The sequence below is a fragment of the Mesorhizobium maamorense genome, from assembly GCF_044998965.1.
In the GTDB taxonomy this organism is placed as follows: domain Bacteria; phylum Pseudomonadota; class Alphaproteobacteria; order Rhizobiales; family Rhizobiaceae; genus Mesorhizobium.
In genome coordinates this window covers 5,923,953-5,946,292 of the sequence record NZ_CP173356.1, presented here as the reverse complement: position 1 = coordinate 5,946,292, position 22,340 = coordinate 5,923,953, and the positions used below count along the sequence as shown (strand labels likewise).

Here is a 22,340-nt window from a genome sequence, read left to right as displayed (position 1 = left end):
ACGGCCGTAAGGCCGCGATATCCGGGATCATTTTTGCATGAGGCATGATCTGATCCGAAAACCGGTTCCCACTTTTCGGGATCATGCTTCGGCCGGCAGCGTAACCACGAAGCGGGCGCCCTTGATCTCGCCTGGCTTGGTGCCGGGGATGTTCTCGGCGGTCAGCGTGCCGCCATGGGCCTCGACGATCTGCCTGGATATCGACAGGCCAAGGCCTGAATTCTGGCCGAACGCCTCGCCGGCGGGCCGGTCGGTGTAGAAACGTTCGAAGATGCGGTCGATGTTGTCGGCACGGATGCCGGGACCATTGTCATCGACGGTGAGGATGTTGAACTTGCCGGTGCGCGCCAGCGACAGGATGATGTGGCCGCGCTCCTCTGGCACGAAGGAGCGGGCGTTCTCGATCAGGTTGGTGATGACCTGGCCGATGCGCAGGTCGTGGCCGACGACGAAATAGCCTTTGACGCCCTGCGGCAGCTTGGCGACCCTGAGCTCGATCTCGACCGCCTTCTTGTTGCGCGTCGTTTCACGCGAGACGGCGACGAGGTCGGTGATGAATTTCTTCAGGTCCACGGTCCCCGCGTCATCCCGCGCCAGCTCGGCGTCGAGACGGGAGGCATCCGAAATGTCGGTGATGAGGCGGTCCAGCCGCCTGACGTCGTGCTGGATGATCTCCATCAGCCGGCTGCGCGAATTGTCGTTCTTGGCCAGCGGCAAGGTCTCCACCGCGCTGCGCAGCGAGGTCAGCGGGTTCTTCAATTCATGGGAAACATCGGCGGCGAAGCTCTCGATCGCCTCGATGCGCGCATAGAGCGCGTTCGTCATGTCGCGCACGGCAATCGACAGATTGCCGATCTCGTCCTGACGGTCGGAGAAATCAGGGATTTCCTCGCGGCTCTTGACGCCGCGCCGTACCCGCACGGCCGCCGCAGACAGCCGGCGCAGCGGATTGGCGATGGTGGAGGCCAGAAGCATCGACAGGATGGCGGTGACGAGCGCCGCGATGCCAAAGACGCGCAGGATCGCTTTGCGTTCGGCGGCGACGATCTTGTCGATGTCGCCGCCTTCGGTCGACAGCATCAACACGCCGAGAACGGCGCGGAAGCGCTGGATCGGCACCGCGACGGAAACGATCTGCTCGCCCTGTTCGCTGATCCGGACGATGGTCGACGGGCTGCCGGTCAGCGCCTTGACCACTTCCGGGAAGGCGGCGCCATTGCCGCCGGGCTGCTCGTGATAGACCGGCAGATCGGTGTTGCGGAAGAAGTCGAAGATGAACTTCTGGATGCGTTCGACAAGGTCGGGCTCTTCCTCGTCGACCGGGGGCAGATCGTACCGAAGGATCTGGCCGCGCGAATAGAGATGGCGCGAATCGAGCAGCAAATTGGCGTCGCGGTCGTAGATGCGGGCGCGGGTGCGGGTCGGCGAGATCAGCCGGCGCAGCACCGGGGCGACGCGCTCGGGATTGATCGGGAAATCCAGATTGTCGAGCTGGTCGGAGCCCGGTCCCAGGCTTTCGCCGGCCTGCAGCTCAAGCAGCTTTTCCGGATCGATGCTGATCGAATCGGTCTCGACCGTCGCCGAGGCGGCGATCGCGCCGGCGATGATCTCGCCCTGGGTCATCAGGCTTTCGACGCGGGCGTCGATCAGCCCGTCGCGGAAGGTGTTGAGATAGAGAATGCCGGTGACCAGGACTGCGAGGCCGGCGAGATTGAGGAAGAGGATACGCCGCGTCAGGCTGGAAAAGATGTGATGGCCGAGGAAGCGGCGCATGGGCACGGTGAGCTTCGACAGGAACGCGGGCATGATGCGCGCCGGCCGCCTTGCAACGCCCGCCGATCTGCTCCGCTGTGCTTCCACTGCCATCGAACAGCAGTTCCCTGCTTAGTATTAGTGAGTAGCGGGTAGCGAATAGAGAAATGGTTGGCTGAGATCGCGGCGATGCACGGGTGGCCGCTCGCACCATTCAAAACTGACTACCGACTATTCTCTATTGCCTACCCGCCTATTCACGCCTCGCGGAACCGGTATCCGACTCCGTAAAGGGTTTCGATCATCTCGAAGTCGTCGTCGACGGCCTTGAACTTCTTGCGCAGCCGCTTGATGTGGCTGTCGATGGTACGGTCGTCAACATAGACCTGCTCATCATAAGCCGAATCCATCAACGCATCACGACTTTTTACGACGCCGGGGCGCTGTGCCAGCGAATGCAGGATCAGGAATTCGGTGACGGTGAGCGTCACCGGTTCGCCTTTCCAGGTGCAGGTGTGGCGTTCCTGGTCCATGACGAGCTGGCCGCGCTCGAGCGAGCGCGCCTGCTGGCTGGGCGCTTTTGCCGCGGCCTCACGGGCGCTGGCACGACGCAACACCGCGCGCACCCGCTCGACCAGCAAACGCTGCGAGAAGGGTTTGCGGATGAAGTCGTCGGCGCCCATCTTGAGGCCGAACAGCTCGTCGATCTCGTCGTCCTTGGAGGTCAGGAAGATGACCGGCAGGTCGGATTTCTGGCGCATCCGGCGCAAGAGTTCCATGCCGTCCATGCGCGGCATCTTGATGTCGAGGATGGCGAGATTCGGCGGGCGCGCCGCCAGGCCTTCCAGCGCGGACGCACCATCCGTGTAGGTTTCGACGCGATAGCCTTCGGATTCGAGGGCGATCGACACCGAGGTCAGAATGTTGCGGTCGTCATCGACAAGCGCGATTGTTGCCATTTCAAGCGGCTCCCTCATGAGCTGTCCCTTCTTTGGTAGAGAAGGGGCTTTTGCAGGACAAATTAGGTACAAAATGTGGCATAGGCCTTCGCCGCTGTCACGGGCGGCATGCCGGCGGCCACGATCGCACCTCGATATGGATTGGACGAACCAGCGCCGCCAATCCTTTGGGCAACCACGAAACTTTTTGCACATATAAACGATTTAAACAACTTTCAAAATATTTAAATCGATTAATGATTTGATATCATTCGGCTTTTCTGGTTCTGACCATCTAAGCTCGCGTAGTGGGCGTGCCGGAAAGGCGCCGGCAAAGATGCGGCAAATCGGAGAAGGGTCACCCATGTCGGAAGTCGGCAAACGCAATCCTGCCTGCGCGATCGATCGTATCGGTCTCAGAACCTCTGGCCTGGTGCGCTACAATTTCGGGGCGGCCGCCCTCTACGAGGAATCGATCAGGCGCGGCGAAGCGCGGCTGACCGCGCACGGCGCGCTGGTCGCCGAAACAGGTCAGCACACCGGCCGTTCGCCCAAGGACAAGTTCGTCGTCCGCGACGGCGCCACCGAGCATGACATCTGGTGGGACAACAACAAGGCGATCTCGCCGGACCAGTTCGAGACGCTGTTCGAAGAGTTCCGGGCGCACGCCGCGGACAAGGATCTCTACGTGCAGGACCTGGTGGGCGGCGCAGACCATGAGCTGAAGCTGCCCACCAGAGTCATCACCGAGTTTGCCTGGCATTCGCTGTTCATCCGTAACCTGCTGATCCGTCCGGAAGCCGCGGAGCTCGACCATTTCGTGCCCGAGATGACGATCATCGACCTGCCCTCCTTCCGCGCCGACCCCGCCCGCCACGGCACCCGCACCGAAACCGTGATCGCCGTCGACCTCACCCGCAAGATTGTCCTGATCGGCGGCACTTCCTATGCCGGCGAGATGAAGAAATCGGTGTTCACAATGCTGAACTACCTGCTGCCGGCCAAGGGCGTGATGCCGATGCACTGCTCGGCCAATGAGGGCCCTGGCGGCGACGCCGCGATTTTCTTCGGCCTGTCGGGCACCGGCAAGACGACGCTGTCGGCCGATCCGTCGCGCACGCTGATCGGCGACGACGAGCACGGCTGGGGGCCGCACGGCATCTTCAATTTCGAAGGCGGCTGCTATGCCAAGACCATCAAGCTGTCGGCGGAAGCGGAGCCTGAGATTTTCGCCACCACGCAGCGCTTCGGCACGGTGCTGGAGAACGTCGTTCTCGACGCCCATGGCGTGCCGGATTTCGACGACGGCCGGCTCACCGAGAACACGCGCTGCGCCTATCCGCTCGACTTCATACCCAATGCCAGCAAGACGGGGCGCGCCGGCCATCCCCGGAACATCATCATGCTGACCGCCGACGCTTTCGGCGTGATGCCGCCGATCGCACGACTGACCCCGGCGCAGGCGATGTATCATTTCCTGTCCGGCTACACGGCCAAGGTGGCCGGAACGGAGAAGGGCGTGACCGAGCCCGAAGCGACGTTCTCGACCTGTTTCGGCGCGCCGTTCATGCCGCGCCATCCCTCGGAATATGGCAATCTGCTGCGCGAGCTGATCGCGCAGCACGGTGCCGATTGCTGGCTGGTCAACACCGGCTGGACTGGCGGCGCCTACGGCACAGGCAGGCGGATGCCGATCAAGGCGACGCGCGCGCTGCTTGCCGCGGCACTCGACGGCTCTCTGAAGACGACCGGTTTCCGTACCGACGCCAATTTCGGTTTCGAGGTGCCGGTGGCGGTGCCGGGCGTCGACGCCGCCATCCTCGACCCGCGATCAACCTGGGCCGACAAATCCGCTTATGACCGGCAAGCGGCAAGGCTGGTCGGCATGTTCGCCGTCAATTTCGAGAAGTTCGAAAGCCATGTCGACGCCTCCGTCCTCGGCGCGGCGCCGCACATGCGGGAAGCGGCGGAATAATCGCCCGCCAGGCTCAGCCATCCTCGCAAGGCCCGGTCCCGATCGGGCCTTTTCTTTTTTCGTGCGCCGCGCCATGACTGCGGCATGACGAGCGACGACACAATCATCATTGCCGACGATGCCGTGATCCATCCGGGTGATCTGCACGAGGATTTCATCCGCTCCTCCGGCCCCGGCGGGCAGAACGTCAACAAGGTGGCGACGGCGGTGCAGCTGCGCTTCGATGCACGCAACGCACCCGGCCTGTCGGAGCGCGTGCGCGAACGCACGATCAGGCTTGCCGGCCAGCGCGCCACCAAGGACGGCGTCATCGTCATCGAAGCCGGACGCTTCCGCACGCAGGAGCAGAACCGGGCGGATGCACGGGCGCGGCTGACGGCGCTGGTCGCCAAGGCGGCCGAGCCGCCACCGCCGCCGCGCAAGAAGACGAGACCGTCGAAAGGCGCGGTCGAACGGCGGCTGAAGAGCAAGGCCGGACGCGGCACCATCAAGAAACTGCGCGGCCGGGTAGAGAACGATTAAGCAACACACCAATCGCGCGCGTGAACCCGCTTTCAATTTCGCTTTGCAGATGCAAGGTTTACTCATTGCCACAGCAAGGAGACCTGGAGATGGGTATGTTCGATTTCGTCAAGAGCGTCGGCAAAAAGCTCGGCATAGGCGGTGACGAGGAAGCGGCACCCAGCGCCGATACGCTCAAGAAAGAACTCGATTCGCACAAGCTCGGTACCGACGGCGTGCAGGTCGTCGTCCAGGGCGACACGGCGGTGCTGAAGGGCGTGGTCAAGGACCAGTCGGTTTTCGAAAAGGCGGTCATCGCCGTCGGCAACACGCTAGGCGTCTCCAAGGTGCAGGCGGACGAGTTGCAGGTCGCGCCGGCCTCCGGTTCGGCGGCGGCCGCGGCCAAGGAACCGACCTTCTACACCGTCCAGAAGGGCGACAATCTCTGGAAGATCGCCGAGAAAAGCTATGGCAAGGGCAAGGGCGCCAAGAACACGGTCATCTTCGAGGCCAACAAGCCGATGCTGACCCATCCCGACAAGATCTATCCGGGGCAGGTCCTGCGCATTCCAGACCTCACCTGATCAAGGGAGACGCGAATTTTTCGGGAACGGCGGCTTTCGGGTCGCCGTTTTCATTTTCAGATGGCATGCTCGAACCGACGAAACGGAGCTAGCGACCGACCTCATGCTCGTTCTGCCCAAGGGCGTCCGCCACATGCCGGCCTATCTGTCCCGCGACGTGCAGGAGGCGCTGGTGGAGGATGTGAGAGGCATCGTCCAGCAGGCGCCGCTATTCGTGCCGGCCATGCCGCGCACCGGCAAGGAAATGAGCGTGCGCATGACCAATTGCGGCCCGCTCGGCTGGGTCACCGACAAGGAACGCGGCTATCGCTACCAGCCGACGCACCCCGTGACAGGGACGCCGTGGCCGCCGATCCCGGATGTGCTGATGCGGTTGTGGCGAGAGGTCTCGGCCTACCCGCATCCGCCGCAGGCATGCCTGGTCAATTTCTACGCGCCGGATGCGAAGATGGGTCTGCATCAGGACCGCGACGAGGAGGATTTCTCAGCACCCGTCGTCTCGGTCTCGCTGGGCGACGACTGCCTGTTCAGGGTCGGCCAGACGACGCGCGAGGGGGCGACCCGGTCGTTCCGGCTGAAGAGCGGCGACGTCGTCGTGCTCGGCGGCGAAGGACGCCTCTGCTTTCACGGCGTCGACCGCATCTACCCCTCGACCTCGGCGCTGCTGAAAAATGGCGGCAGGATCAATCTGACGCTGCGGCGGGTGACGAGGGGTCAGTGAGCACTGCTGCGCCGCGCATAGACCTCGATGTAGTCTCCTAGCGCGATCTCTTCGTAATTGCTCATCAAGGCCTGGAAGTCAGCGTTCTGACGCATCCAGGTAGTCCATATTGGAGGATAATTCGCCGCCAACGACAACACGGATTTCTTCTTGTCCAAGCGATCGACAAGGATGATGTCCGGCTTGTTGTCGCGGATCAAGGAGTTGACATAAAGCGTATAGTTGTCGAGGTCGTGCCGCGCTATTCGTTCGTCTTCGCCGTGATAGTTGCCTTTCATCAAACCCCAAAGCGCATGGGCGCCAACCCAATCATGAGCGTAGGCTGAAAGCCAGCGGCCATTGACCATCCTCGCCAGCGGATTCCCGACGGAAAGATCCGAACTGACCTGAACAATGGACGGCGAGGAGTATCGGGCCTTGATTGCATCGACCAGGCTCTTTTCCGGCATCTGGTAAAACTGGTGGTGCGTTACCGTGAGAGCGACAACCACGGCAAAGGCGGCGCTAGAATGAAGTCTTGCATTGGCGCGCTCCGAGGCCGCTTCTTCTCCTGAAAGCGCGAGCACTTTTTGCCGTCGCGATGCAACAGCCAACAGCATCGCGACCAGCAACGCAAGCTGATACGGATACTGGTGATTGGGCCAATATTTGCCAAGATATGCCATTGAGACAAAGAAGCCTGCGCCACTTGTTACCGCAATTGCCACATCACTTCGCCAAGCAGATTTCCGCATCTGGAAGGCTATAAAAACGACGAACACCGCAAAGGTCGGCAGCGCCAACAGAATATTTATGTTGGCCCGCAGACTGACATAGTAGCGCATCAGCAAAGGCAAGAATGTATCAAGAAATTCTGGGAACCATATTCGCACGCTGGCGAGATACCCCGTGCAGATCGCGCCTATGACGATATTCTCAACAGTCAGGCAGGCCAGAAGCGACCGCCTTCGCCAGGCGATGACAAGATAAGGCAGTGCGATGCCAAGTGCCCAGTGGGGCTTAACGAGCAGCAACACGCTTGCCGCCAGCCCAACGGTGAATGCAAGTGCAAATGGTATATGCTGGCCTGGACTATCGTTGGAACGCCACATCATCAGGAACAGCATCGGCATGAACAGCATCATACCGATATGCTCGCGTTGTCCGAAAATATTCCCTGGCATGATCAGAAGCAGAACCGCGAGCATGGGATAGACCCACTGGGTTCTGAGATCGACAAAGATCCTGCCTTTCTCGATCACAAGGGCCGACAACAAAATCGAAACGACGAAGATAAGATAGATGAAATATTCGATCGCCAATTCCGGCGAAATTCCCAACCTATGGGACAACCACACTGGTCCGATATACAGAGCGACCGAAAAAGGCGGGTTGGTTTCTAAAATGTCGACATAGAGTTTCTGACCAGAAAAAATCTTCTCGCAGATAATGATTATCCAACTCACATCGGTGTTGTCACCCGCTGTCCAAGGCATGAAAAAGGAGATCACGACGACCAGTCCAACGAGCGAGAATTGCCGCAGACTGCCGATACGGTACTGGGATGCGACCATCGCATCGAACGTTCTTGCGCCCGACAAGCTCATATGATTGCCTCTAAAAGGACGAGCCTCCGCAAAAGATTAAAGGTCATGATCGAAACTGGGACAGAGGCATAGCTGCTTGCGATCCCATTAAGATTGCATCGGAAACTAGCTCGGATAGCCTAAAGTGCCGTTAATCGCGCCAGCTAAAGCTTGCGCAGCGCCACTTCCTCGACGAGGTGGTCGGCGCCTTTGCGTAGGATCAAGTCGGCGCGGGCGCGTGTCGGCAGGATGTTTTCGCGCAGGTTCTTCAGGTTGATGTTGGTCCACAGGCCTTCGGCAATCGCCCGTGCCGAATCCTCCGACAGTTGCGAATAGCGATGGAAGAACGATTCCGGATTGCGGAAAGCGGTCTCGCGCAGCCGCATGAAGCGGGAAATGTACCATTCGTGGATCAGCTTCTCGTCGGCATCGATGTAGATGGCGAAGTCGAAGAAGTCGGACAGGAAAGGCACGATCTTGCCGTCCTGCGGCAGCTTGCCCGGCTGCAGCACATTGATGCCCTCGAAGATCAGGATGTCGGGCCGGTCGATGGTGACGAACTCGCCGGGGATGACGTCATAGGTGAGGTGCGAATAGACCGGCGCGCGGATATCTGGCAGCGCCGACTTGATGCCCGAGAGGAAGCGCAGCAGCGCGCCGACGTCGTAGCTGTCGGGAAAGCCCTTGCGCTCCATCAGGTTTTCGCGGCGCAGCACCTCGTTGGGCAACAGGAAACCGTCGGTGGTGATGAGATCGACCTTGGGGCTGGACGGCCAGCGCGCGAGCAGATCCTTCAGCACGCGCGCCGTGGTCGATTTGCCGACCGCGACCGAACCGGCGATGCCGATGATGAAGGGCGTCTTGACCACGTCCGAGGCGTTGAAGAAAGCCTGGCGCTGCCGGAACAGCAGCTGGCTGGCCTCGACATGCGCCGACAGAAGCCGCGACAGCGACAGATAGATGCGCTTGACCTCTTCGAGATCGATTGGATCGTTCAGCGACCGCAGGCGGCGGAATTCATCCTCGCTCAGCGTCAGCGGCGTGTCGGCGCGGAATTGCGACCATTGCTCGGCCGAGAAGAAACGAAAAGGGGAATATTTCTCGGTCGGTGCGAGCTGATCCATCGAGATTCCTGCCCTCCTCGCGGTCAGCGCTTGGACCGTGACGCCTTCTCGGCGATACCCGAACGCCCGGTGCGGCTTTCGAGCTCCCTAAGCACGTCGTCCAGCGGCACACCCGAAATGCCGAGAACGACGAGCCAATGATATATAAGATCGGCACTTTCCGAAACGAGCGCCTGTTTGTCACTCTTGATGGCGGCAATCACCGTCTCGACCGCCTCTTCGCCGAGCTTCTGCGCCGCCTTCTCGATGCCGCGCGCGTAAAGCTTGGCGGTCCACGAGTCCGGATCGCCGGAATGGGCGCGTTCGCTGATGATTGTCTCCAGATCGGAGAGTGAAAACCCGGTCATGGCGCCTTGGCCCTATTTCTTGCCGCAAGCCTCTAGGGCCGATCGCCCGAGGAGTCCAGCCGCATCGGCAGGCCGGCTTGCGCCATATGGGCCTTGGCCTCGGCGATCGTATAGGTACCGAAATGGAAGATGGAGGCCGCCAGCACGGCACCTGCATGACCGTCGCGAATGCCTTCGACCATATGGTCGAGCGTGCCGACGCCGCCCGAAGCGATCACCGGCGCGCGCACCGCGTCCGATACCGCGCGGGTCAGCGCGATGTCATAACCGGCCTTGGTGCCGTCGCGATCCATTGAGGTCAACAGGATCTCGCCGGCACCGCGATCGACCATTTTGTGGGCGAATTCGACCGCATCCATGCCGGTTTTTTCCCGCCCGCCATGGGTGAATATCTCCCAGCGGTCGGCCTCGCCGGCGCCTGACACTTTCTTGGCGTCGATGGCGACGACGATACACTGGTTGCCGAACTTGTCGGCGGCCTCGGCGACGAAATCCGGGTTCTTCACCGCCGCCGTGTTGATCGACACCTTGTCGGCGCCGGCCAGGAGCAATTTCCTGATATCGGCAACCTGGCGCACCCCGCCGCCGACGGTGAGCGGCATGAAGCATTGCTCGGCCGTGCGGGCGACGACATCGAAGATGGTCTCGCGATTGTCCGATGACGCGGTGATGTCGAGGAAGCAAAGCTCGTCGGCGCCAGCCGCGTCATAGGCCTTGGCGGCCTCGACCGGGTCGCCGGCATCGACGAGATCGACGAAGTTGACGCCCTTGACGACGCGGCCGCCCTTGACGTCGAGACAGGGGATGACGCGGGCTTTCAGCATCAGCGGCCTTCTATCGTGGCTATGAGATCGTTGAGCAGCTGCCCGACCAGCGGCGGCACATCGGCCTGCGCATCGAAAGCCGGATCGTAGGCGGAAACGGTGATGCCGACGATCGGCACCGCAAGCGCCATAGCGCAGGTCGCGTCGCGCAATTGTTCCGGGTTCGGCCCGCCCGGCGCTACATAGCGGTTGGCCTGCAGCGCCTCAGGGTCGTGCACGTCGAGATCGAGATGCAAGTGCACGCGTTTAGCGCCGGCGACCTTGAGTTTTTCGGTTGCCGCTGCCGCTCCCGGACATTCCGTGCGGATCACCGGCAATGCCTCCAGAAGCTGTTTCTCGTCCGGGTCGAGATCGCGAGCGTTGACGAGCACGCAGCGCGACGGATCGATCGGCTGGAAGCCGGGAATGGCCGCCGCCATCGGGCGCCAGCACAGGCCAAGCACGGTGGCCAGCGCCATGCCGTCGAGAAACCCGTATATGGATGTGTCGGGCGTGTTGAGGTCGCCGTGCTGGTCGGCCCAGATGATCGCGTCGGCGCCTTCGCCGGCGACCGCGCCGGCTGATGTCAGGCAGTTTCCGGCCAGCACGATGGGAAAGCGTCCCCTGTCGCGGGCAATGCGGACCTCGCCCGAAACGGCATTGCAGACAGCGAAACCGGTGGCGATCTCACGCTCCTGGGCACCGCCGACCTTGCCGATGTCCTCGACCGCGACATCGTGGCCGGCCATGGTCAAGGCTTCGACCAGTCCGCCCGCAATCAGCGCGTCCGGCCCCTGCCCCATGCCGCCATGATAATGGCCGCTGTCATAGGAGGCCAGGATGATCGAGACTTTCAAGATCGCATCTCCACCGGGGGCGCGCCTTTCAGGATCGCCAATGCTTCGGCCGGGTCGATACGGCCGTCGTAAAGCGCACGGCCGGAGATCGCCCCTTCGAGCTTTTGCGCGTCGGGCATGGTCATGCGCACGATGTCGGCGATCGAGGCGAGGCCGCCCGACGCGATGACGGGGATCGACACGGCATCGGCGAGGCTGATCGTGGAATCCCAGTTGATGCCGGTCAGCACGCCATCGCGGTCGATGTCGGTGTAGATGATGGCGGCGACGCCGGCGCCTTCGAATTTCCTGGCTAGCTCAACGACGCCGAGGCTCGACGCTTCGGCCCAGCCCTCGACCGCCACCTTGCCGCCCTTGGCGTCGATGCCGACGGCGACCTTGCCCGGAAAGGCCTTGCAAGCCTGCCTGACCAGGTCCGGATCGCGCACGGCCACGGTGCCGAGAATGACACGGGCAAGCCCGCGGTCGAGCCAATCCTCGATCTGCTCGAGCGTGCGGATGCCGCCGCCGAGCTGCACCGGGTTCTTGGTCGCCTTGAGGATGGCGCCGACCGCGGCGCTGTTGACGCTCTGACCCTGGAAGGCGCCGTTGAGGTCGACGACATGCAGCCATTCGAAGCCCTGTTCTTCAAATGCCTTTGCCTGGGCGGCCGGGTCGTCGTTGTAGATGGTCGCGGTCGCCATGTCGCCGTGCTTGAGGCGCACGCACTGGCCATCCTTGAGGTCGATTGCCGGAAACAGGATCATTTTTCTCAAGCGCCTTCGACAATGACAAAATGGCCGGTCGAGGCTGCAAGCCGAAACTTCGAGGCCTGCTGATATTCCGGCGAATGATAGCATTCGACGGCCTTGGCGTAGGATTCGAACTCGACCAGGACGTGGCGGTTGCCGGTTGGCCCTTCCGGGCTCTCGTGGCGTCCCGCCCGCACGACGAATTTCGCGCCATACTTGGCGAAGGCAACGGCATTCGCCTCGATATACCGCTTGTACAGATCGGGATCGCGAACATCGATCATCGCCATCCAATAGCCCTTCTTGCTCATGGCTCCTCAAGGCCTCCAGCGCAGGAAATTGGTGATCAGGGCGAGGCCCAGCGCCTGGCTCTTCTCTGGGTGGAACTGCGTGCCGACGAGGTTGTCGCGGGCGACGGTCGCCGTTACCGGGCCGCCATAGTCGGCGACCGCGAGCACCTCGTCGGGCTTGCGCGCATCGAGATGATAGGAATGGACGAAATAGGCGTGCAGGCCGGTTGGCCCGGTTGGAACGCCGGAGAACAGCGGATGCTTGCGCATCAGCTCGATCGTGTTCCAGCCGATCTGCGGGATCTTCAGTGCCGGATCGGCCGGCGTGATCTCCTTCACGTCACCTGATATCCAGCCAAAGCCATCGGTGATCGTCTTTTCGAGGCCGCGCTGCGACATCAGCTGCATGCCGACGCAGATGCCGAGGAAAGGACGCCCCTTGGCGATGGCGACTTCCTCGACAGCTTCCCACATGCCGGGGACGGCACGCAGGCCGGCCGCGCAATCGGCATAGGCGCCGACGCCAGGCAGCACGATGCGGTCGGCCGTGCGCACCCGCTCGGCGTCGGCGGTCAGGTCGATGCCGGCGGCGATGCCCGCCTCGCGCGCCGCGCGCTCGAAGGCCTTGGTGGCCGAGCGCAAATTGCCCGAGCCGTAATCGATGATCGCAACGCGCATGTCAGCGCCTTCCCGGAATGTGGGTCAGCCCAAGCGCCATGCCCGGCTGCGCCGGGCGCGCCAGGGCGGCGTCCGGCACCATGCGCGGCGCAGGCTCGGCTTCATCCGCATGCCGCTCGGCCTCCAGGGCAAAGCGCGCATCGGCATCGTCGAGCCAACCGGCTTCGACCACCCCGCATTCGCGCCAGCCGCGGCGGCGGAGCGCCGCGATGCGCAGCGCCTGCCCTTCCAAGCCGACATAGAGCGAGACAAGCAGGGACAGCAGCGAACCGGCCAACCCGAGACCGAGCCTTTCGCCAAGCATCGAAAGCACCGCCATGACAATGAAGGTGAGTGCCGCTTCGATCCACAGCCGATGCCAGGCGAACCACAGCGGCGGCACCAGCAGGCCGAGCCAGGTGAAGCCGTCGCGGACAAGGGCCGTCGCATCGGCTTTTTCGCCAAGGCCTGGCGGTTCCATCACGACATAGCTGGCCATGACCTATCCCTTCAACGATCCCTTGGTGGAGGGAACCGCGTCCGGCTGGCGCGGGTCGCGCTCCAGCGCTGCCCGCAGCGCACGCGCCACCGCCTTGAAGCAGGTTTCGGCGATGTGGTGGTTGTTGGCGCCATAGTGATTGGTGACATGCAACGTGATGCCAGCGTTCTGTGCCAGCGCCTGGAAGAATTCGCGCACCAGCTCGGTGTCGAAGGTGCCGATCTTGGGCGAGGAAAACGAAACGTTCCACACCAGGAAGGGACGGCCAGAGACATCGATCGCCGCGCGCGTCAGCGTCTCGTCCATGGCAAGATCGATCGAGGCATAGCGCATGATGCCGCGCCGCTCGCCCAGCGCCTTGGCCAGCGCCTGGCCGAGCGCGATGCCGGTGTCCTCGACCGTGTGGTGGTCGTCTATGTGCAGGTCGCCCTTGGCCCGAACGGTCATGTCGATCAGCGAATGGCGCGAAAGCTGGTCGAGCATATGATCGAAGAAGCCGACGCCGGTCACGATGTCCGATTTGCCGGAGCCGTCGACATGGACCGACACGGCAATGTCGGTTTCCCTGGTCTTGCGGCTGATTTCGGCGGAACGGGGCGACATGGCCTTGTCCTTGTCCGTGAGTTTAAGCGCTTCAGGCGTTCGCCTGCTTGAAAACGAAAGCCTTCTAGCAGCATGATCCGGCGATTGCCAGTTGCGATCCAGGCCGGTATCGAGCGTTTGCAATCACCGCCCCCATGCATACATATGGGCCGATCAAAGTCACTCGTACCGCGCCAATCGCCTTTTGAGGGATGGCGCGAATCGGAGCAGCAAATGTCCAATGAACTGACCATGCACGCCACGACCATCGTGACGGTGCGCAAGGGCAACAAGGTGGTGATCGCCGGCGACGGCCAGGTCAGCCTTGGCCAGACCATCATGAAGGGCAATGCCAGAAAGGTGCGCCGCATCGGCAAGGGCGGAAACGTGATCGCCGGTTTCGCCGGCGCCACGGCGGACGCCTTCACGCTTCTGGAGCGGCTCGAAGCCAAGCTCGAACAATATCCCGACCAGTTGACGCGCGCCTGCGTCGAACTCGCCAAGGACTGGCGCACCGACCGCTATCTGCGCCGGCTGGAAGCGATGATGCTGGTGGCCGACAAGTCGGTCTCGCTGGCGCTGACCGGCACCGGCGACGTGCTCGAGCCCGAGCATGGCGTCATGGCCATCGGTTCAGGCGGCAACTATGCGCTGGCTGCGGCCCGCGCCTTGATGGACAGCGACAAGGATGCCGAGGAGATCGCGCGCAAGGCGATGCAGATCGCCTCCGACATCTGCGTCTACACCAATAACAATTTCGTCGTCGAAACACTCGATGCCGCCTGAAACAGGCCGGCGTCCATGATCCCGATCCGAAAGACCGCGCAAGCGAAAAATGGAGGCCGGCTTCGGAGAAGATCATGGAAAGACACGACCATAGCTACGATTTTCGGCCGGTGACCCAGAAGGACCTGCCGATGATCGCCGGCTGGCTCGCCGAACCGCATGTCGCTCAGTGGTGGGACGATCCCGAGACGGAAATCGCCGAGATTCGCGATCATATCGATTCGATTTCCGTCGAGCCGCTGATCGTGGAACTCGACGGCACGCCGATCGCTTACCTGCAAAGCTACGATCCACACCTGGAAGAAGACCACCCTTATGCCGACCAGCCGTTCGGGACGCTCGGCATCGACCTGTCGATCGGCCGGCCGGAACTGGTCGGCATCGGCCATGGTTCGGCGATCGTGCGGCAGTTCGTCGAGCAGTTGTTCGAGGAAGGCGTGCCGCGCGTCATCATCGATCCCGATCCATCCAATGGCCGCGCCATCCGCGCCTATGAAAAGGCGGGATTCCAGGCAATTGGTCGCCGGCAATCCAGATATGGCGACGTCTTGCTGATGGCTATCGATGCGCACGACACGCAAGCGGACAACGGGGAAGCGGGGAATTAGCGGATGAACGCAGTTGGCGAGGACAGCACGCTCTCGGCCTATGAAGACAGCTGGCGGATGGGGCTTCTGCTCGTGCTCGCCCTAGTCATTTTCCAGGCCGGAGCCCTCTATGGCATGGGGCATCCGCCGATCTGCACCTGCGGTTATGTCAAACTATGGCACGGCGTGGTGAACAGTTCCGAGAATTCCCAGCATATATCGGACTGGTACACGTTCTCGCACATCATCCACGGCTTCCTGTTCTATGCGCTGGCCAGGTTCCTGTTTCCGCGTTCGCCGGTCGGCTTGCGGCTGGCTTTCGCCGTCTTCATAGAAGGCGGCTGGGAGCTGATCGAGAACAGCCCGTTCATCATAGAGCGCTACCGCGCCGGCACCATCTCGCTCGACTATTACGGCGACAGCATCATCAATTCGGTGTCGGACACGCTGGCCATGGTGCTGGGATTTGTGATGGCGCGAAGGCTACCTATATGGGTGATCGTCAGCCTCGCCATCCTTTTCGAACTGGGTACGGGCTACCTTATCCGGGACAATCTGACACTCAACGTGATCATGCTGCTGCATCCGTTCGAGGCCATCAAGCAGTGGCAAAGTGGAATTTAGTGATATGAGCACATTTTCTCCCCGCGAAATCGTTTCGGAACTCGACCGCTTCATCATCGGCCAGAAGGACGCCAAGCGTGCCGTGGCTATCGCCTTGCGCAACCGCTGGCGCCGCCAGCAGCTGGAAGGCCAGATGCGCGAAGAGGTGATGCCGAAGAACATCCTCATGATTGGGCCGACCGGCGTCGGCAAGACCGAAATCTCGCGCCGCCTGGCGCGGCTGGCCGGTGCGCCCTTCGTCAAGGTCGAGGCGACCAAATTCACCGAGGTCGGCTATGTCGGCCGCGATGTCGAGCAGATCGTGCGCGACCTCGTTGAGGTCGCCATCGGCCTGGTGCGCGAGAAGATGCGTGAGGACGTCAAGGCGCGCGCCCATGTCAACGCCGAGGAACGCGTGCTGGAGGCGCTGGTCGGCAAGACTGCCAGCCCTGCCACGCGCGATTCCTTCCGCAAGAAGCTGCGCGAGGGCGAACTCGACGACAAGGAGATCGAGATCGAAGTGGCCGACACCGGCAATGGCGGCATGCCCGGTTTCGAGATTCCCGGCATGCCGGGCGCCAATATCGGCGTGCTCAACATCAACGACATGCTGTCGAAGGCGATGGGCGGCAAGAAGACCAAATTGCGCAAGACGACGGTGAAGGAATCCTACGACCTGCTGGTCAACGACGAGTCCGACAAGCTGCTCGACCAGGACGAGGTGGTGCGCCGGGCGCTGGACGCCGCGGAAAATGACGGCATCGTCTTCCTCGACGAGATCGACAAGATCGCGGCCCGGTCGGATATTTCGGGCGGGCCTTCGCGTGAGGGCGTGCAACGCGACCTGCTGCCGCTGGTCGAAGGTACGACGGTGGCGACCAAATATGGACCGCTGAAGACCGACCACATCCTGTTCATCGCGTCGGGTGCGTTCCACGTCTCGAAGCCGTCCGACCTCTTGCCGGAGCTGCAGGGCCGCCTGCCGATCCGCGTCGAATTGCGCGCCCTGGAGAAGGAGGACTTCGTCCGTATCCTGACCGAGACGGAAGCGAGCCTGATCAAGCAGTATATCGCGCTGATGAAGACCGAAGGCGTCGACCTGACCTTCACCGACGACGCCATCGATTCGCTGGCCGGCATCGCCGTCGACCTCAACGCCAGCGTCGAGAATATCGGCGCAAGGCGTTTGCAGACGGTGATGGAGCGCGTGCTGGACGATATCTCCTACGACGCGCCGGACCGCAACGGCACTGCGGTGACCATCGACGCCGCCTATGTGGAAAAGCATGTCGGCGACTTGTCGAGGAACACCGATCTGTCGCGCTTCATTCTTTGAGCAGGCGCGCGCCGGATCGTTCCGGCGCCTGTCGGGCGAATGGATCATGTGTGGCCGGATGGTATCATTCGGCCACCTTTCGTTCTGCCGAGCGCAGGGCCGCTCTCGACTCGACCAGGAGCTTTACCTAGTTTGCGCGGCAATTCTCTAGGCGGCGGGGCGCATGAAAAAACTCATCCCAGTCATTCTCGGCTTGACGCTGGCGGCAACGCTGTTCGGCGCCGACGCGGCAACCCTGGTGCCGCCGGGAAACCGCAATGCCGAGCAGCCCAGCATTCCGGGAGCCTCGAGCCGGCGCACGCAGGCCACCAACACCACTTTCCAGGCGAAGTACCGCAAGGTCTACGCGCTGCTGCAGAACGACGCCGACCTGCGCGGCAAGATCAAGAAGGCGGCAAGCGTCTACGGCATCGATCCAATGCACATTGTCGGCGCCATCGTCGGCGAGCACACCTACAATGTCGACGCCTACGACCGGCTGCAGACCTACTACGTCAAGGCGATCTCCTATCTCTCCAGCAAGCTGTCCTTCGCCTATGACGGCGAGGACATCACGGATTTCGTGCAGCGGCCGGAATTCAGGAAATGCGCCGGAATGTCCGACAGTTACGATTTGTGGGAATGCCGCGAGCAGGTGTGGAACCGTTCGTTCCGCGGCAAGACCGTCGGCGGCGAGGATTTCCCCAACGACCGTTTCGGCGCCACTTTCTTCCAACCCTACTATGCCGGCCAGACCTTTGGTCTCGGCCAACTCAATCCGCTGACCGCGCTCCAGATGAGCGATCTCGTGCACAAGGTTTCCGGCCTGCCCAAGCTCGACGTCGGCGATCCCAATGCGGTCTACAAGACCATCATGGATCCCGACCTGACGCTGCCCTACGTTGCCGCGACGATCCGGAAATCGATCGACGCCTATAAGAGCATCGCCGGCTTCGACATTTCGGGCAATCCGGGCCTGACCGCCACGCTCTACAATGTCGGCAATCCCGAGCAACGCGCCTATGCGCTGAAGGCGGAGAACGACAAGCGCAGCGCCGCCGGCGGGCCGCTGAAGCTACCGGAAGAGAATTATTACGGCTGGCTGGTCAATGACAAACTACCGGAGCTGAAGGCGCTGTTTTAGGGAGTTCAGGCGCGCTGACGTTAATTTGCCAACGCCTGCGCCGCAGACCCTGACAATTGGCGCTGCATCCTACGCCGCCAGCAGCGACTTCAATTTCACCGCCTGCGAACCGAGCGCTTCCGGCGCCGGCCTCGCCCGTTTGCCGATCAGCATCTCCGCCAGCCTGATATCGCGGGCGACCGCATTGCCCGGCCCGATGCCGCTGGCGGCCACCAGCCTGCCGTCCTCGGCAAGATGAAAGAGGATGAAGGCGTCCTCACCGAGATCGCGGCGCACCGTGCTGCGGCCTTCGTCGGAAAGCCCCGCGATCTGCAGGGACAGGCCGTATTGATCCGACCAGAACCACGGCACCGCCGCATGTGCTTCGCCGGCGCCGAGCATGTTTTTTGCCGCCAGCGCGCCTTGTTCCTGGGCGTTGCGCCAGGCCTCCAGCCGCACGCGACGGCCGCCATAGACGGCAAGCGGGAACGAACAGCAGTCGCCGGCAGCGAAGATGTCGAGGTCGCTGCTGCGCAGTTCGGCGTCGACTGATATGCCGTTGTCGATGGCCAGTCCCGCTTCGGCGGCAAGAGCCGTCACCGGCACGGCGCCGATGCCGATGATGGCGAGATCGGCGAGGATTTCGCGGCCGCCGGCAAGCGCGATGCGCACCTGCCTGTCGTCGTCGGCGATCAAGGCAATGCCTTCGCCGCACGCTATGTCGACGCCTTCGGCGACGTGGGTGTCATGGACGACCTTGGCGATCTCGGCCGGTACGCCGCGCATCAGGATGCGCGGCTGCGCCTCGATGACGGTGACCGCGGCACCGAGCTTGCGGGCCACCGCGGCGAGCTCGAGCCCGATGAAGCCGCCGCCGATGACGGCAATGCGGTTGCCCGCCTTGAGATGGGCGCGGATAGCCAGCGCATCGACGAAGGTGCGGAGGTAGACGCAGCGCCCGTCAAGGCCAGGCATCGACAGTTTGCGGGGCGTCGAGCCGGTCGCCAGCAGCAGCTTGTCGTAGGGCAGCATCGAGCCGTCCGACAGGCGCACAGTATGCGCGGCGCGATCGATCGCTGCAGCCTGAATGGAATGGATATGCCGGATCGACTTTTCGGCGAGGATCTCGTCGCTGGCGATCGCCTTGATCTCGGGCGCGCCGCCGGCCATGGCGTCCTTGGACAGAGGCGGCCGTTCATAGGGCAGATGCGGCTCGTCGCCGACCAGCGTCACTGGTCCCTCATAGCCGAGGTCACGCAATGCAAGCGCTGCCCGGCCGCCACATTCCCCGGCGCCGATGATGACCATTCCGCGCGTCATACCGGTCATCCGATCTGGACGAGGACGCTGCCGGCGTCGACCTTGACCGGATAGGTCCTGAGATTGACGCAGGCCGGCGCGCCCTTAGCCTGGCCTGTCTTGTAGTTGAAGCGGCCATTGTGCTTGGGACATTCGATGATCTCGTCCATGACAAGCCCGTCGGCGAGATGCACCTTTTCGTGCGTGCACAGGCCGTCGGTGGCGAAATACTCGTCATCGGGGCTGCGATAGATGGCGTAGCTGCGGCCGCCGTGATCGAACCGCATCACATCTTCTTCGTCGATGTCTCCCACGGCACAGGCCTCGACCCAGTCGCTCATACATTTCTCCCGCGAAATTTCCCGATCGCGCCTCACGGGCGGATATCACTCCGCCGCGGCGTTGAAGGCAGCATTGTCGTTGTGCAGATCCTCGCGATACGGCCTCGCCGTTGGCGGCAGCTCGCGCTTGAGGAAATAATCCTCGTTGCGCAACTGGCGCCAGAAGACAGGCAGCATCTCGCGATAGCCGGCCAGGATCGAGGGCGTCGGCGCCGGCAAATCATGCTTGATCAGTTCATGCAGCTTCGGCAGCGCATGGTAGGGCACCATCGGGAACATATGATGCTCGACGTGGTAGTTCATGTTCCAGTAGATGAAACGGCTGATCGGGTTCATGTAGACGGTGCGGCTGTTCAGCCGATGGTCGGTGACGTTGTCGGCAAGACCGCCATGCTGCAGCAGGCCGACCATGACGTGGTGCCAGGCGCCATAGAGCCTGGGCAGGCCGACCAGCATCAAGGGCAGGAACGAGCCGGTATAGAGCGCCAGCGCGATGGTTGCGGCATAGATCGCGGTCCAGATGCGGGCGATGCGGATCGCTTTCGGCTGTTCCTGCTCGGGAATAAAGGTCTTTTCGGCCGCGCTGATGTTGCCGGCGGCGTTGCGCAGCATGTCTGACATCGCATGCCAGGCGTCGAGCACGCCGACAAAGCCGAGGATGGCGCGCACCAGGTCCGGCGGCCGCATGACCGAGATTTCCGGATCGCGGCCGACGATGATGGTGTCGGTGTGATGGCGCGTGTGGCTCCAGCGCCAGGTCACCGGGTTGCGCATGATCATGAAGCAGGCGACCTGATAGACCCAATCATTCATCCACTGCGTGCGGAAGGCCGTGCCATGGCCGCATTCGTGCCAGCGGGAATCGGTGGACGAGCCGTAGAGCACGCCATAGACGAAGAAGAACGGCACGCACCACCAGGTGCCCCAGAACCAGGCACCGCCGGCGCCGCTGACGATGAGCGCGGCGATCCAGATCGCCGTGTCCCGGAGCGCGGGCGTATCGGAGCGCTGCATCAGCTCCTTCATCTGCTTGCGGGGAATGTCGGTGTGATACCATTCGGCCGCCGACAGGCCGGTCTCGACGGCCAGCTTGGCGTCGCGGCCGATCAGGCTGTAGTCACGCCGGGACGGCGTAGCATGCATGGTTGCCTCCTCGGCAAGGGCATCCGCCACGCGAATGCCCGACATTTCCTAGCTTCGAGGCTGAAAATAACGCCAGCTCATGATAGACTCAACATCATAAAGATAGTTTCTATCATTTCCTATCATAATAATGTAGGAAAGATGCGCAGTCGAACGAGGGCATACATGGCGAAACGGCCGACCATATCAGATCTGGCGCGCATCTCCGGCGTAAGCGTCGCCACGGTGGACCGCGTGCTCAACAGCCGCCTGCCGGTGCGCGAGGAAACGGCGCGCCGCGTCTATGACGCCGCGACCGAGATCGGCTATCACGCCGCAGGCCTGATCAAGCAGCGCATGCGCCAGGAGATGCCCGAGTATCGGCTGGGTTTCCTGCTGCTTCGGGGCAATGACGTTTTCTATGGCGATTTCGCGCGGGAACTCGAACTCGCGGTCGCACAATCGCAGCGCTTCCGTGGCGTCGCAACCATCGATTTCGCCAGCTCCCTGGCCCCGGATGAGATCGCCGCCCAGATGCGCAGGCTGGCGGCGAAATCGCGGGCGATCGCCGTGGTCGGCCCTGACCATCCGACGCTGACGGCGGTCGTGGAGGCGCTAAAGGCCAGGGGGCAGCCGGTCTTCTCCCTGCTGTCCGACTTCGCCGCCGGCATCCGCGAAGGCTATGTCGGGCTCGACAACCGCAAGGTCGGCCGCACCGCCGCCTGGATGATCTCGAAGGCTGCGAGGAAGCCCGGCAAGGTCGCCCTTTTTGTCGGCAGCCATCGCTTCCACGGCCATGAGCTGCGTGAGATCGGCTTCCGCTCCTTCTTTCGCGAGCATGCGCCGGACTTCAACGTGCTGGAGACGCTGGTCAATCTGGAGGCCAACCAGGTGACCCATGATGCGACGATCGATCTTCTGACGCGATATCCGGATCTTGTCGGCTGCTACGTCGCCGGCGGCGGCATGGAGGGCGCCGTCTCGGCGCTGCGGACAGCGAAGCCCGCAAGCATGCCGGTGGTTGTCTGCAACGAGATCAACGCCGAATCGCGCGCCGCGCTTGCCGACAACATCCTGACGATGGTGATCTCGACGCCGCTTGCCGCGCTCTGTCGCGAGCTCGTCGATCGGATGGCGCATGCCATCGAAACTGGCGCGGCCAATGCGCCGGGCCAGACATTCCTCCCCTTCGAGATTTATTTGCCGGAAAACATCTGAAGCCATTTCAGGAAAGCGCG

General features: G+C 62.5%; 25 protein-coding genes. 10 read left to right on the top strand and 15 right to left on the bottom strand.

The annotated features are described in order from the left end of the window. Positions 1-81: 81 nt before the first annotated feature. On the bottom strand, positions 82-1,866 hold the full coding sequence (locus ACIU1A_RS29770; RefSeq protein WP_140491185.1) for a sensor histidine kinase: 1,785 nt from the start codon (positions 1,864-1,866) through the stop codon (positions 82-84). Positions 1,867-2,009: 143 nt separating this feature from the next. Further along, positions 2,010-2,711 (bottom strand): response regulator transcription factor, encoded by a 702-nt coding sequence (locus ACIU1A_RS29765; RefSeq protein ID WP_010912942.1) that lies wholly within the window; start codon positions 2,709-2,711, stop codon positions 2,010-2,012. A gap of 343 nt (positions 2,712-3,054) precedes the next feature. On the opposite strand from ACIU1A_RS29765, the gene ACIU1A_RS29760 reads away from it, so the two are divergent. The 4 genes from ACIU1A_RS29760 to ACIU1A_RS29745 all read left to right on the top strand — a co-directional run bounded on the left by ACIU1A_RS29760 (position 3,055) and on the right by ACIU1A_RS29745 (position 6,471). Further along, positions 3,055-4,665 carry a phosphoenolpyruvate carboxykinase gene (locus ACIU1A_RS29760; RefSeq protein ID WP_404925956.1) on the top strand — a complete coding sequence of 537 codons (1,611 nt, stop codon included), beginning with the start codon at positions 3,055-3,057 and terminating at the stop codon, positions 4,663-4,665. 84 nt (positions 4,666-4,749) lie between these two features. Next, positions 4,750-5,187, top strand: a complete 438-nt coding sequence (gene arfB, locus ACIU1A_RS29755) for an alternative ribosome rescue aminoacyl-tRNA hydrolase ArfB (protein WP_140491189.1) — start codon at positions 4,750-4,752, stop codon at positions 5,185-5,187. Between the two features lie 89 nt (positions 5,188-5,276). Further along, a complete protein-coding gene (gene lysM / locus ACIU1A_RS29750) occupies positions 5,277-5,750 on the top strand; it encodes a peptidoglycan-binding protein LysM (RefSeq protein WP_140491191.1) in 474 nt (157 codons plus the stop codon). Positions 5,751-5,853: 103 nt separating this feature from the next. Then, the gene (locus ACIU1A_RS29745; protein WP_140524103.1) at positions 5,854-6,471 is read left to right on the top strand and encodes an alpha-ketoglutarate-dependent dioxygenase AlkB; all 618 of its coding nucleotides are present in this window, start codon (positions 5,854-5,856) and stop codon (positions 6,469-6,471) included. Here the strand turns inward: ACIU1A_RS29745 and ACIU1A_RS29740 are convergent. The 10 genes from ACIU1A_RS29740 to hisB all read right to left on the bottom strand — a co-directional run bounded on the left by ACIU1A_RS29740 (position 6,465) and on the right by hisB (position 13,947). After that, positions 6,465-8,057 (bottom strand): hypothetical protein, encoded by a 1,593-nt coding sequence (locus tag ACIU1A_RS29740; RefSeq protein ID WP_140582995.1) that lies wholly within the window; start codon positions 8,055-8,057, stop codon positions 6,465-6,467. The genes ACIU1A_RS29745 and ACIU1A_RS29740 overlap by 7 nt on opposite strands. A 143-nt stretch (positions 8,058-8,200) precedes the next feature. Beyond that, positions 8,201-9,160 (bottom strand): type I pantothenate kinase, encoded by a 960-nt coding sequence (gene coaA, locus ACIU1A_RS29735; RefSeq protein ID WP_404925955.1) that lies wholly within the window; start codon positions 9,158-9,160, stop codon positions 8,201-8,203. A 23-nt stretch (positions 9,161-9,183) separates the two neighbouring features. Beyond that, positions 9,184-9,507 (bottom strand): phosphoribosyl-ATP diphosphatase, encoded by a 324-nt coding sequence (locus ACIU1A_RS29730; RefSeq protein ID WP_404925954.1) that lies wholly within the window; start codon positions 9,505-9,507, stop codon positions 9,184-9,186. Between the two features lie 32 nt (positions 9,508-9,539). After that, positions 9,540-10,334: an imidazole glycerol phosphate synthase subunit HisF gene (hisF, locus tag ACIU1A_RS29725; RefSeq protein ID WP_181173428.1), complete on the bottom strand. Its 795-nt coding sequence runs from the start codon at positions 10,332-10,334 to the stop codon at positions 9,540-9,542. Beyond that, a complete protein-coding gene (locus ACIU1A_RS29720; protein WP_404925953.1) occupies positions 10,331-11,167 on the bottom strand; it encodes an arginase family protein in 837 nt (278 codons plus the stop codon). Before ACIU1A_RS29720 ends, hisF begins: the two co-directional genes overlap by 4 nt. Beyond that, positions 11,164-11,913 carry a 1-(5-phosphoribosyl)-5-[(5-phosphoribosylamino)methylideneamino]imidazole-4-carboxamide isomerase gene (gene hisA, locus ACIU1A_RS29715; RefSeq protein ID WP_404928035.1) on the bottom strand — a complete coding sequence of 250 codons (750 nt, stop codon included), beginning with the start codon at positions 11,911-11,913 and terminating at the stop codon, positions 11,164-11,166. The genes ACIU1A_RS29720 and hisA overlap by 4 nt, the downstream gene beginning before the upstream one ends. A gap of 5 nt (positions 11,914-11,918) precedes the next feature. Then, positions 11,919-12,209 carry a DUF1330 domain-containing protein gene (locus ACIU1A_RS29710; RefSeq protein ID WP_140491206.1) on the bottom strand — a complete coding sequence of 97 codons (291 nt, stop codon included), beginning with the start codon at positions 12,207-12,209 and terminating at the stop codon, positions 11,919-11,921. Between the two features lie 6 nt (positions 12,210-12,215). Next, positions 12,216-12,866: an imidazole glycerol phosphate synthase subunit HisH gene (gene hisH, locus ACIU1A_RS29705; RefSeq protein WP_140517743.1), complete on the bottom strand. Its 651-nt coding sequence runs from the start codon at positions 12,864-12,866 to the stop codon at positions 12,216-12,218. 1 nt (position 12,867) lies between these two features. Continuing rightward, positions 12,868-13,344 (bottom strand): DUF2628 domain-containing protein, encoded by a 477-nt coding sequence (locus ACIU1A_RS29700; RefSeq protein ID WP_404925952.1) that lies wholly within the window; start codon positions 13,342-13,344, stop codon positions 12,868-12,870. A gap of 3 nt (positions 13,345-13,347) precedes the next feature. Continuing rightward, a complete protein-coding gene (gene hisB / locus ACIU1A_RS29695; protein WP_404925951.1) occupies positions 13,348-13,947 on the bottom strand; it encodes an imidazoleglycerol-phosphate dehydratase HisB in 600 nt (199 codons plus the stop codon). Between the two features lie 213 nt (positions 13,948-14,160). Between hisB and hslV the strand changes: the two genes are divergently transcribed. The 5 genes from hslV (at position 14,161) to ACIU1A_RS29670 (ending at position 18,361) form a co-directional block, all read left to right on the top strand. Further along, complete coding sequence (gene hslV / locus ACIU1A_RS29690) at positions 14,161-14,712, top strand: ATP-dependent protease subunit HslV (RefSeq protein WP_140524119.1); 552 nt, start codon at positions 14,161-14,163, stop codon at positions 14,710-14,712. A gap of 74 nt (positions 14,713-14,786) precedes the next feature. Continuing rightward, on the top strand, positions 14,787-15,320 hold the full coding sequence (locus ACIU1A_RS29685; RefSeq protein ID WP_140685562.1) for a GNAT family N-acetyltransferase: 534 nt from the start codon (positions 14,787-14,789) through the stop codon (positions 15,318-15,320). 3 nt (positions 15,321-15,323) lie between these two features. Continuing rightward, entirely contained in the window at positions 15,324-15,923 is a 600-nt protein-coding gene (locus tag ACIU1A_RS29680; protein ID WP_140517739.1) for a DUF2585 domain-containing protein, read from the top strand. A 4-nt stretch (positions 15,924-15,927) separates the two neighbouring features. Next, positions 15,928-17,238, top strand: coding sequence for an ATP-dependent protease ATPase subunit HslU (gene hslU, locus ACIU1A_RS29675; protein WP_140550442.1), 1,311 nt, complete (start codon positions 15,928-15,930; stop codon positions 17,236-17,238). A gap of 163 nt (positions 17,239-17,401) precedes the next feature. Further along, positions 17,402-18,361 (top strand): DUF1402 family protein, encoded by a 960-nt coding sequence (locus ACIU1A_RS29670; RefSeq protein WP_404925950.1) that lies wholly within the window; start codon positions 17,402-17,404, stop codon positions 18,359-18,361. Positions 18,362-18,430: 69 nt separating this feature from the next. On the opposite strand, the gene ACIU1A_RS29665 is transcribed toward ACIU1A_RS29670, so the two are convergent. Genes ACIU1A_RS29665 through ACIU1A_RS29655 form a run of 3 tightly spaced genes read right to left on the bottom strand, consistent with a single transcriptional unit; the run spans position 18,431 to position 21,123 of the window. Next, entirely contained in the window at positions 18,431-19,669 is a 1,239-nt protein-coding gene (locus ACIU1A_RS29665) for an NAD(P)/FAD-dependent oxidoreductase (RefSeq protein ID WP_404925949.1), read from the bottom strand. After that, entirely contained in the window at positions 19,666-19,980 is a 315-nt protein-coding gene (locus ACIU1A_RS29660; RefSeq protein WP_140662341.1) for a MocE family 2Fe-2S type ferredoxin, read from the bottom strand. Before ACIU1A_RS29660 ends, ACIU1A_RS29665 begins: the two co-directional genes overlap by 4 nt. 45 nt (positions 19,981-20,025) lie before the next feature. Next, positions 20,026-21,123: a fatty acid desaturase family protein gene (locus ACIU1A_RS29655; protein WP_404928034.1), complete on the bottom strand. Its 1,098-nt coding sequence runs from the start codon at positions 21,121-21,123 to the stop codon at positions 20,026-20,028. 165 nt (positions 21,124-21,288) lie between these two features. Here ACIU1A_RS29655 and ACIU1A_RS29650 point away from each other — a divergent pair, with 165 nt between their 5' ends. Further along, positions 21,289-22,320: a LacI family DNA-binding transcriptional regulator gene (locus tag ACIU1A_RS29650; RefSeq protein WP_404925948.1), complete on the top strand. Its 1,032-nt coding sequence runs from the start codon at positions 21,289-21,291 to the stop codon at positions 22,318-22,320. Positions 22,321-22,340 lie beyond the last annotated feature (20 nt).

Coding starts and splice junctions, on each gene's coding strand:
- ACIU1A_RS29730 (WP_404925954.1), bottom strand. CDS start 9,507: ATGACCGGGTTTTCACTCTCCGATCTGGAGACAATCATCAGCGAACGC.
- ACIU1A_RS29665 (WP_404925949.1), bottom strand. CDS start 19,669: ATGACCGGTATGACGCGCGGAATGGTCATCATCGGCGCCGGGGAATGT.
- ACIU1A_RS29680 (WP_140517739.1), top strand. CDS start 15,324: ATGAACGCAGTTGGCGAGGACAGCACGCTCTCGGCCTATGAAGACAGC.
- coaA (WP_404925955.1), bottom strand. CDS start 9,160: ATGGATCAGCTCGCACCGACCGAGAAATATTCCCCTTTTCGTTTCTTC.
- arfB (WP_140491189.1), top strand. CDS start 4,750: ATGACGAGCGACGACACAATCATCATTGCCGACGATGCCGTGATCCAT.
- lysM (WP_140491191.1), top strand. CDS start 5,277: ATGGGTATGTTCGATTTCGTCAAGAGCGTCGGCAAAAAGCTCGGCATA.
- ACIU1A_RS29765 (WP_010912942.1), bottom strand. CDS start 2,711: ATGGCAACAATCGCGCTTGTCGATGACGACCGCAACATTCTGACCTCG.
- hisA (WP_404928035.1), bottom strand. CDS start 11,913: ATGATCCTGTTTCCGGCAATCGACCTCAAGGATGGCCAGTGCGTGCGC.
- ACIU1A_RS29745 (WP_140524103.1), top strand. CDS start 5,854: ATGCTCGTTCTGCCCAAGGGCGTCCGCCACATGCCGGCCTATCTGTCC.
- ACIU1A_RS29710 (WP_140491206.1), bottom strand. CDS start 12,209: ATGAGCAAGAAGGGCTATTGGATGGCGATGATCGATGTTCGCGATCCC.
- ACIU1A_RS29760 (WP_404925956.1), top strand. CDS start 3,055: ATGTCGGAAGTCGGCAAACGCAATCCTGCCTGCGCGATCGATCGTATC.
- ACIU1A_RS29660 (WP_140662341.1), bottom strand. CDS start 19,980: ATGAGCGACTGGGTCGAGGCCTGTGCCGTGGGAGACATCGACGAAGAA.
- ACIU1A_RS29670 (WP_404925950.1), top strand. CDS start 17,402: ATGAAAAAACTCATCCCAGTCATTCTCGGCTTGACGCTGGCGGCAACG.
- ACIU1A_RS29740 (WP_140582995.1), bottom strand. CDS start 8,057: ATGAGCTTGTCGGGCGCAAGAACGTTCGATGCGATGGTCGCATCCCAG.
- hisH (WP_140517743.1), bottom strand. CDS start 12,866: ATGCGCGTTGCGATCATCGATTACGGCTCGGGCAATTTGCGCTCGGCC.
- hslV (WP_140524119.1), top strand. CDS start 14,161: ATGTCCAATGAACTGACCATGCACGCCACGACCATCGTGACGGTGCGC.
- ACIU1A_RS29770 (WP_140491185.1), bottom strand. CDS start 1,866: ATGGCAGTGGAAGCACAGCGGAGCAGATCGGCGGGCGTTGCAAGGCGG.
- ACIU1A_RS29650 (WP_404925948.1), top strand. CDS start 21,289: ATGGCGAAACGGCCGACCATATCAGATCTGGCGCGCATCTCCGGCGTA.
- ACIU1A_RS29685 (WP_140685562.1), top strand. CDS start 14,787: ATGGAAAGACACGACCATAGCTACGATTTTCGGCCGGTGACCCAGAAG.
- hslU (WP_140550442.1), top strand. CDS start 15,928: ATGAGCACATTTTCTCCCCGCGAAATCGTTTCGGAACTCGACCGCTTC.
- ACIU1A_RS29655 (WP_404928034.1), bottom strand. CDS start 21,123: ATGCATGCTACGCCGTCCCGGCGTGACTACAGCCTGATCGGCCGCGAC.
- ACIU1A_RS29700 (WP_404925952.1), bottom strand. CDS start 13,344: ATGGCCAGCTATGTCGTGATGGAACCGCCAGGCCTTGGCGAAAAAGCC.
- hisB (WP_404925951.1), bottom strand. CDS start 13,947: ATGTCGCCCCGTTCCGCCGAAATCAGCCGCAAGACCAGGGAAACCGAC.